6 protein-coding genes and 1 pseudogene are annotated in these 8,725 nt (G+C 44.7%); 2 read left to right on the top strand and 5 right to left on the bottom strand.

What is annotated here, in order from left to right; genetic code table 11:
- Nucleotides 1-368 (bottom strand): annotated as a pseudogene (locus tag AC1DWN_RS21285) (ATP-binding cassette domain-containing protein); the annotation flags it as partial.
- A 131-nt stretch (nt 369-499) separates the two neighbouring features.
- Between AC1DWN_RS21285 and AC1DWN_RS21280 the strand changes: the two are divergent.
- Together AC1DWN_RS21280 and AC1DWN_RS21275 are read left to right on the top strand one after the other, a co-directional pair.
- Complete coding sequence (locus tag AC1DWN_RS21280) at nt 500-2,365, top strand: 3-oxoacyl-[acyl-carrier-protein] synthase III C-terminal domain-containing protein (RefSeq protein ID WP_477560906.1); 1,866 nt, start codon at nt 500-502, stop codon at nt 2,363-2,365.
- Nucleotides 2,362-3,243, top strand: coding sequence for a DUF6999 family protein (locus tag AC1DWN_RS21275; RefSeq protein WP_477560905.1), 882 nt, complete (start codon nt 2,362-2,364; stop codon nt 3,241-3,243). The genes AC1DWN_RS21280 and AC1DWN_RS21275 overlap by 4 nt, the downstream gene beginning before the upstream one ends.
- A 52-nt stretch (nt 3,244-3,295) precedes the next feature.
- Here AC1DWN_RS21275 and AC1DWN_RS21270 read toward each other — a convergent pair whose 3' ends face one another.
- From AC1DWN_RS21270 to AC1DWN_RS21255, 4 genes are all read right to left on the bottom strand, one after another.
- Nucleotides 3,296-4,147 (bottom strand): pirin family protein, encoded by an 852-nt coding sequence (locus AC1DWN_RS21270; protein WP_477560904.1) that lies wholly within the window; start codon nt 4,145-4,147, stop codon nt 3,296-3,298.
- 142 nt (nt 4,148-4,289) lie between these two features.
- The gene (locus AC1DWN_RS21265) at nt 4,290-5,984 is read right to left on the bottom strand and encodes an S-layer homology domain-containing protein (protein WP_477560903.1); all 1,695 of its coding nucleotides are present in this window, start codon (nt 5,982-5,984) and stop codon (nt 4,290-4,292) included.
- Nucleotides 5,985-6,274: 290 nt separating this feature from the next.
- Nucleotides 6,275-7,258, bottom strand: coding sequence for a Gfo/Idh/MocA family protein (locus AC1DWN_RS21260; RefSeq protein ID WP_477560902.1), 984 nt, complete (start codon nt 7,256-7,258; stop codon nt 6,275-6,277).
- Between the two features lie 56 nt (nt 7,259-7,314).
- The gene (locus tag AC1DWN_RS21255) at nt 7,315-8,331 is read right to left on the bottom strand and encodes a Gfo/Idh/MocA family protein (protein WP_477560901.1); all 1,017 of its coding nucleotides are present in this window, start codon (nt 8,329-8,331) and stop codon (nt 7,315-7,317) included.
- Nucleotides 8,332-8,725 lie beyond the last annotated feature (394 nt).

Raw genomic sequence — 8,725 nt, 5'->3', positions numbered from 1 at the left:
GCATACGTCCCATGAAATAATACAGGATCATTTTCCCGAGTCATAATAAGCAGTTGATTGGCCGCTTTTTGGATCAAATAACGATCATGCGTCACCAGAAGAACCGCACCCGGATATTGTAGCAATGCCTCCTCCACCCGTTCCCGCGTAGTTACGTCTAAATAATCCGTCGGCTCATCGAGCACCAGCAAGTTTGCCTTCCCGAAAAAAAGCTTCAAAAAAGCTACTCTACATTTCTCACCCATACTTAGAGTCCCGATATGCTTAAATACATCCTCCTTCGAAAACAAGAAGCAACCAAGAATAGTCTTTGCATGCGACTGCGTCATATTCGGCAGCGTCAGTAAACTATCGAGAATAGTCTCGTCTCAAGTGTGACTTTTCCTTATTCTTCAATATGGAATTCCCATTTTCCGGTACCAATAAATAGTAGTACTAGGCATGAACCCCAGCACCAACTATCATTACATGTATACAATTCTACTTTTGGAGGTACTTCATGAAATCTGTCTACATAACAAGCATTGGTAAGTTTCTCCCTGGATCGGCTGTTGGCAACGATGAAATAGAAGATTACCTCGGTAAAATCGGGGGGAAGCATTCAAAATCGATGCGCCGCATTCTCGAACAAAACAAAATCCTTTACCGTCACTACGCGATCGACAAAGAACAAAATAGCTTATATTCGAATGCAGAAATGGCAAGCCTCGCCATTCGTGAAGCACTAGATCGCAATCAAGACGCGCTGGAGGATAAGGTTGAGTTTCTCGCGGCAGGAACGACTCAGGGCGACCTGCTTGTGCCAGGTTTCGCCAGTATGGTGCATGCTGAAACCGGCTTGCCTGTCATGGAGATTGCAACCCATCATGGCGTATGCGCAAGCGGCATGCAAGCCCTTAAAAATGCTTATCTGCATGTGCAATCCGGTGAGAACGATACAGCAGTCTCTTGCGCCAGCGAATTTCCGAGCCGCGTATTCAAGCATACACGCTTCGAAGCGCAAGCCGCTTTTGCTGATCGTCCTATCTCATTTGAAACTGATTTCCTGCGGTTTATGCTCTCCGATGGGGCTGGTGCTGCGGTACTTCAGAACAAGCCGGCCTCAAGAGGCTTGTCACTCCGCATCGAGTGGATCGACAATAAATCGTACGCTAATAAATACGATGTCTGTATGTATGCCGGTCTAAATAAAGATGAAGGCAGCCCTTCCAGCTGGCTGGACTATAGCTCCATTCACGAGGCGGCAGATGACGGTGCAGTTAATCTAAAGCAGGACATTAAACTCGTAAATGAAATGCCTAGGGTGGGCGTGAATCGATTCTTTGAGCTAGTGGATGAAGGGAAAGTCGATCCTGCGGCTATCGATTGGATGGTATGCCATTATTCGTCTCATTTTTTCCGCAGTGAAATCTTCCGTCTCTTACAGCTCGGGGGTCTATCAATTCCTGAAGATAAATGGTTCACTAATTTGTACACGAAAGGCAATACCGGTGCTGCTTCTATCTACATTATGCTGGAGGAGCTCTTGAACGAAGGCCAACTTTCCTCTGGTGAACAAGTGTTATGTATGGTGCCGGAAAGCGGCAGATTTCAAACCTCCTATATGCTGCTCACCGTAGTCGGCGAAGAGGAGAAGGAGTCGATACAGTTAATTGAAGAGAGGGACCCCGAAGCGCCTCATTTGGAATATAACAAAGAGGATGCGGTACAAGCCCTGCTTGTGAGGCAGCTCGTCCAGATATGGATTGATTTTGAGCAAAAGCTCGCTCATGTTCCAGTCATTCACAACCTTTATCGGAACAAATTTACACTGGACGATTATAAAGCTCTAATGGAGAACATTCGACAGCAGGTCATCGACGGCTCACAATGGATTGCACGTGCAGCCTCCTACATTGCAATCGAGCATATTGATCTTCGATCAGCATTCATCTCGCATGCTCGTGATGAGCATCGTGATTATCAAATGCTTGAGCGGAATTACGTCGCTGTCGGCGGAGATCTTTCAACGATTCAATCCGGCGACAAAAATATTGGCAGCGAAGCGCTCTCGTCCTACTTGTTCCAGCGAGCGAGCCGAGATAATCCTGTCGATTTAATCGGTGCCATGTGGATTATTGAAGGTCTTGGATGCCGTATGGCACGATATTGGGGAGAAATGATTCGAGACCAGCTTGGGCTCAATGATGAACAGGTATCCTTCCTGCTCTATCATAGTGACTCCGACGAAAAGCATTTCGAACGGCTAGAAGCGGTCATTCAGCATCCGATGCTCACAGCAGACATCGCCGCACGAATCGTAAAAACAGCCAAAACAACAGCAAGGCTGTACCTTCTGCAATTAGAGGAGCTCGGTAACGTATGAGTGAAGCTGAATATTTTGAAAATATGAAGCATGACAAAAACGACCMTAATCCATTCCTCGCGATTTTTATGGATCAGAGCATTCCCTTTAACGAGGAGGCGAAGGCAGCTTACCTCAAGGACTGCTCCAGCAAATCTCGGCAATTTCTGCTTCCGATACTAAGACCATTCGCACGTATGATGATCATCCTGTTTCAGATTTATAAAATCATCATCCCTAAAGCCTTCACTTCTTCCAAACTACTGCACCGAGTGTTGTATTGGGGAATGAAGACATTTGTTAGCCCGAGTGCTAACTTTATGATTTTGCGACACTTCTATTTGGGCTCCGAAATATTGCAATTCATTCGCGATAATGTGAACGGCGTAGAAATCGAGATGAATCCGCTGAAACCGACTAACCTCGAGCCCGTGAAGAACGACTTATTTCTCATACATGATCTTAATTTGTATAATTTCGTTATTAATCTAAATCGTGAGATTCGAGTCAAACAAATTGAGATAACGAAACAAGAGCAGTTGAATTTCGATGCCATAACAGCAACTCCTCTGCCAATTGAACAAATGCCGCGGCGTTGGACCAACTTTCTTGACCTGACTACGGCAATTGAATGCTTCACGCCTATCTATCAGCTATTTTTGACGGATAACGACTTTTGGCGTGCTACCAATTCCTTACAGCTGGATGAAACAATCGGCATACTCGCTTCCAAAGTAATCGGTAATAACGAGCGGCTCGCGCTCATTAACAACAAGCACCCGATGGTGCCACTGACTACACTTAAAGCCGGATTTCGACTTGTGCTGCACGGGCTCGCGACCGAACAGCTCCATGCGCTGCTCGTTGAATTGAAACAAAAAAAGGAGCAGGCCTCTTAATCAAGGCCTGCCCCTTTTAGCGGGCATCTCTACTCAACATGTAAGTTAGCAATTACACAAACTTGCCATTCCGATAGTCAGAGTAGGCTTCTAAGATTTGTCTTTCCGTGTTCATTACAAAAGGCCCGCGAGCAACAATTGGCTCATGAAGCGGTTGACCCGCATATAACAGCACTCTCAGCCTCGATATCGCTGTTATCTCTACCTCACTTGACTCACTGCCTTCTTCCTCTCGGCTGAGGAATAATACTTGTCTTTGCCTGGCCTTCGTATGCTCACTGCCGAATTGTCCATCGCCTTTAATGACATATAGGAAGCCATTATACGAGCTTGGCAGATCCTGCTTAACCGTAACACCAGGCTCGATTGTGAATTCAACCATTGTAATGGGCACATAATTTTTAGTGTTCGATTGAACGCCGCCTGACGAGCCAGAATAAACTCGGATTACAGCATTATCCTCCGTACGGATCGGCATATCTGCGCCTCGCAGGTTCTGATATCGAGGTTCCGCCATTTTGTCGGCAGCCGGAAGGTTCACCCACAGCTGGAGCAAATGAACCGTTTCGCCCTCTGCTGGCTCCTCGTTATGAATGACGCCTCTACCTGCAGTCATCCATTGTGCATCACCCGAGTGAAGTTCACCCTTCTGCTCGCTCGAATTATCGTAATGCTCAAGCTTTCCATCGATTACATACGTAACGGTCTCCATCCCTCTGTGAGGATGGTTATCGAAAGCTCCCTTCTGAAACCAGTCTTCCGCCAATATAAGAAACGGATCATGCTCCTCATAACGGCCATTTTCCAAAATAAAGCTATTTTTGTGTATATCGCTAATGTAATTAATTTCTGCTGTACGAACTCTTTTAATGCTGCGCTTATAAATCTTTGGCTGTTCATTCATTATAAGTACCTCCCAATAAAGCTAATTTTTCAAAAAAAATGATAGCTTTAGTATATCATCGTCACTTACTTAATTAAAGTATATATACAATATTCCGATTATTAATTCTGATCTTGATTAGCATCTAATTTACTTCTCTGTATTAAAATGAATAGTTATAAAATCTCTCAGCATTACTTAAGCTCGTCCAGACGTCAGGACTCTCGCCACCCATATACCAGTAGGCAAAGCCTGCAACGTTCTTATTTGCCGCCGATTTGTATTTAGCAGCTATCGAGCGCCCATCTTCTAGCCATATTTTATGCCGCAGCCCATTTTTCATGTAACTGACCGTATACTGTGCGACTGTCCCTTCCCAACGAGGCAAGAGGAAATACGTGTTAAGAAGTCGATTTTGCTCGGTAAACGAAATGAATGATGAAGTCGAGACGGTCCCATCCTTGTTTAGCGTCCAATCTCGATTATAAAAAGGAAGAGCTAAAACAACTTTTTTGCTTGGTACAACCTCTATAAGACGATTTAGAGCCATCTCGACATATGGCAGCGAAGCTATGGAGCCTGGATATTTGCTGCCTCCATAATGCTCATCGTATCCCATCATTACTATATAATCCACTTGCCTACCAAGCGCTTCATAATCGAATGCCTCCGTCCAATCCGTTCCTTTATCCGGAGAAACATCTATTGAAAGCACAGCATTTAATAGATGCATTTTGTTAGCTAAACCGGTAATAAATGCAGTCAAGCCTGCACGATCCTCCGGAGCTACATTTTCAAAGTCGATATTAAGCCCATCTAAATCGTATTTTTTTACTAATGCTATTAATTGATTGATGCTTGTATTTATTGCGGCTGTATTGGACAACATTTGATGAGTAGCTTCTTGATCGGAACGATTACCTACCATAGCCCAAATCTTTTTGTTATTGTTCTTCGCCCATGTGACGAGTGACTGATCGGTGTAATCCGATATAGCACCAGTCTTTTCTAAGTAGTACCACCGAGGAGATAATGTATTTACATTCGATTGCAAAACATTGTTTGCGTATTGCACATTCGTTTGACCATACTGCCAGCCTAAATATATAAGCTCCTTTGTTTCGGATTCAAGCTCAGCAGCCCAGCTTTTGTTTTGCAGCACTCGATCTATCAAGACCGCGGTCTCTTGTCTCGTTATTGGTTCACTCGGGCGAAAATTTCCGTTATTATCACCCTTCATAAGACCAAGCTTATTGACAGTAATTACATAAGGGCTAGCCCAATCTGCAATAAGGGCGGCATCATTGAATCCGAGAACGGCTCCGCTTGCAACGCTCGATTGTTTTAATGCACGCGATATTAATATAGCGGCCTCCTGCCTAGTAATCGACTTTTCTGGAGCGAAGGTACTCTCCGTTTTCCCATCCGCCAAGCCTAACTGCACTGCTGCTTGAATCCATCCATAGTACCAAGCACTCTTCGCTACATCAGTAAATGGAGAAACTGGACTTGCAGTCGGCTCAAGCACAAGTAAGCGATCCAGCACGGTAACGAATTCCGCACGTGTAATCGCTTGAGCAGGAGAGAAGCTTCGAGCTGATGTCCCCTTCAAAATATTTCTATTATATAAATCTATAATTTCATTTTTAGCGTAGCTATTGGATATATCGTCAAAAGGTAGCAGGCTTCTGGCGTTAGTGTAGGATATATCACCTAGAGACTGTCCACTTGTGGCGCTGCCATTGGATAATTCGCCTTGTGGCTGTGTGCTTTCAGCGATGGCAGGCTGAAGGCTTATACTTGTTGCACATATCCAGACAATTACTGCAACAACCACTCTACTTATTCTGCGTTTCACGAGGCTCCCCCTAAATAATCTAATCTTCTAATCTTATCAAACTCCCGACTATCATTCGCCGTTAAAATATTGGTAGTTTTGATTTTCACGAGCAGCTCTGCTCATCCGATGGATTTTAAGTGCGTTGGACATATAGCGGTGCTTATTAGGAATAGGAAGTCTCTTATGCAAAAAAAAGAAAGCCCGCATTATCACGGACTTTCTCGGCAGCTTTCATTTTACGGATAATAGCTATTACATTGTTCTTTCTTCCATTTGGCAATTCTAGAGGGAGTTGCAATCGTTCAGTATTAATCTAAACTACCAAGCTCAATCGTCTTGCGTTCCTCTGCCGACTTGTAAGCAGCTATTGTAAATGCAAGAGTCTTCATTCCGTCATCATACGGGCATAAAATGCTACTTTTGGAAAAGGAGGCTACAGCTTCAATAAAAGCTTTATCCTGCTCAAACGTTGGATCTTTTCTGGAAGTAATGGTGATCTTCTGGTCTTTGTCTATAATAGTGAGAACCTGGCCATTGCCGCCGAGCTCTACAAAAAAATCGGAACCGAAAAATTTGATCTCAGATAAGCTGTGATGGGGTGATACACAGGATTCAGTAATGGTGCCTACAGCACCCGAGTCAAGTGTGAAGGACACAGCACCCCCATCCGGGATTGTAGAATCCGGGTAAACCCCTTGAATGGAATTATGGCCGAACATCGCTGAAACGCTGCGGTATTCGCCTGCTAAGAAACGTATCATGTCCACCTGATGAGTCACTGCATCGGCCAGATGCCCGCCGGACATATGCTGTTGTCTCCACCAAGGGGCAGGATGAGCACCTCCGAAGCGGTATGCTTGAACCAGATGAATCGTTTTCCCATCCAAATATGTTTTTGCCTGCTGTACCGTATCGAAATAACGAAGACAATAGCCAACAGAGTGGATTACGCCCGAATCACGAATGGCCTGCTCCTTTCGCTTTACAGTCGACAGCTCCAGCCCGAGCGGTTTCTCTACAAACAGATGAATCCCTTTGTTTGCTGCCTGCTCCTCCAAGTTGTCTCTGGCGAACTGCGGGGAACAAATAAATACCGCATCGATTTCCTCTGGATTAAGCAGATCCTCCACGCTATCTGCAACTCTCGCGCCGACCTTATCCGCCATTGACTTAGCAGCGTCGTGGTTTACGTCAAAGACACTTATGACTTCAGCCTGAGCAATCTTTTGAAACCCTGCTAAGTGATGCTGGGCCATACCTCCAGCACCAATCATACCAATTTTAACTGTCATCTCATTTACTCCTGCCTTCCTAATCTACTTTATCTTCGTTTTATGTACTACTTTATTCAATTATTTAAAAGGGATATGCTCTTTCCAGAAGCAATCGATTCGTCAATCGCGAAGCTGATTTCCATTGTTTTGTACGCATCTAGAAACTCACATCGAGTGGCTGAACCAGTTTGTACAGCCCGTATGAAGTCATCGATCTCCTCTACAAAAGGGTGATGGGACACATCGCCGCTGTCGGGCAGAATAGTCGGTATTACGGCGTAATCAGTTTGTCCAGGCAGCTTGTGCGTGAAGAGCTGATTATTCATAATTGCCCCCTTTTCTCCGAGTAAATGCACATTGAACTTATAAGGAGTTTTGCATTCCAGAGAGGACGATACCTTCCCAATGCCTCCATTCTTTAGCTTAAGGATGGCAATCACATTCGGATCGAATTCATATTCAGAATCGGCCCATGTACTACAGCTATAGGCAGTAACCTCAGTGATCTCTCCGGCAAAATAGCGGACCGCATCAAGCGCATGACAGCCTGCGGATAGCATACTGCTGCCTCCACGAGCCTTCGTCTTACTCCAGCGGTATTGACCGTATTGAGGGCCAACATGGTGCCAATAATCGATTTGAGCCATATAGATTCGACCGATTGCATCGTCCTCAATCAAAGCTTTTGTGTTCATAAATGAAGGATTCCAACGTAATACGAAGCTAACAGCAGTGCGTACAGGATTCTTTTCCAATGACTCAGCCATATCGTGCAGTCCTGCTCTATCCATTGCCAGCGGCTTCTCAAGTACCAGATGCTTGCCATATCGTGCTGCAATTATCGCTTGTTCAGGACGAAGATCTGGTGTGGAGCATAACACAACCGCATCTACATTGGATGCTTTAATGGCTTCCTCGTAATTTCCAGTTACGTTTGCTTGAATTCCAAGCTCGGCCAGCTTGCTTTTGGCATGCTCGATATTCTGGCTCACTACGGTTACAACCTCGGCATCTGGTCTTGCTGCAATCGCTTTCAAATATTCTCCAGCTACCCAGCCTGTACCCACTACAACAAACCGTAAAATCCCCATGTTTGGCTCCTCCTTAAGAAGGTTTTCTCAATCTTTCCTCATCACCATTCCCCAATTGAATGAATCGCACCGATTTCAAAATTTTTGTAGACATATTATATTATAAGTCCCATGACCGAATTAGAATTTAGATTACGAAACGTTCTTTTTGCATAACTATTTACATTTTAGGCCGGAAAATTTACACTCTTATCGTAGCTMAATTGCTCGCGGCTCGCTGGCCCTCACGCCTGAAGCTAGAGGATAGGGAAGAAGGATGATAAAATATGAACTGGAAACATTACCGACTAGAAGAAAAAGTAAGCGTTCTCAGCCTTGTCACCTGTTTTTACATCGAGTTGTCCAAAACCTTTCGCTACGACGGCGAGAAGCATGATTTTTGGGAGATCGTATA

This window comes from Paenibacillus sp. P4_A7, from assembly GCF_056402455.1.
This window is presented reverse-complemented; position numbering and strand designations above follow the sequence as displayed.

What these genes read in the sequence shown, in the direction of transcription:
- AC1DWN_RS21270 (WP_477560904.1), bottom strand. Translation starts at nt 4,147, where the DNA reads ATGAATGAACAGCCAAAGATTTATAAGCGCAGCATTAAAAGAGTTCGT.
- AC1DWN_RS21255 (WP_477560901.1), bottom strand. Translation starts at nt 8,331, where the DNA reads ATGGGGATTTTACGGTTTGTTGTAGTGGGTACAGGCTGGGTAGCTGGA.
- AC1DWN_RS21280 (WP_477560906.1), top strand. Translation starts at nt 500, where the DNA reads ATGAAATCTGTCTACATAACAAGCATTGGTAAGTTTCTCCCTGGATCG.
- AC1DWN_RS21260 (WP_477560902.1), bottom strand. Translation starts at nt 7,258, where the DNA reads ATGACAGTTAAAATTGGTATGATTGGTGCTGGAGGTATGGCCCAGCAT.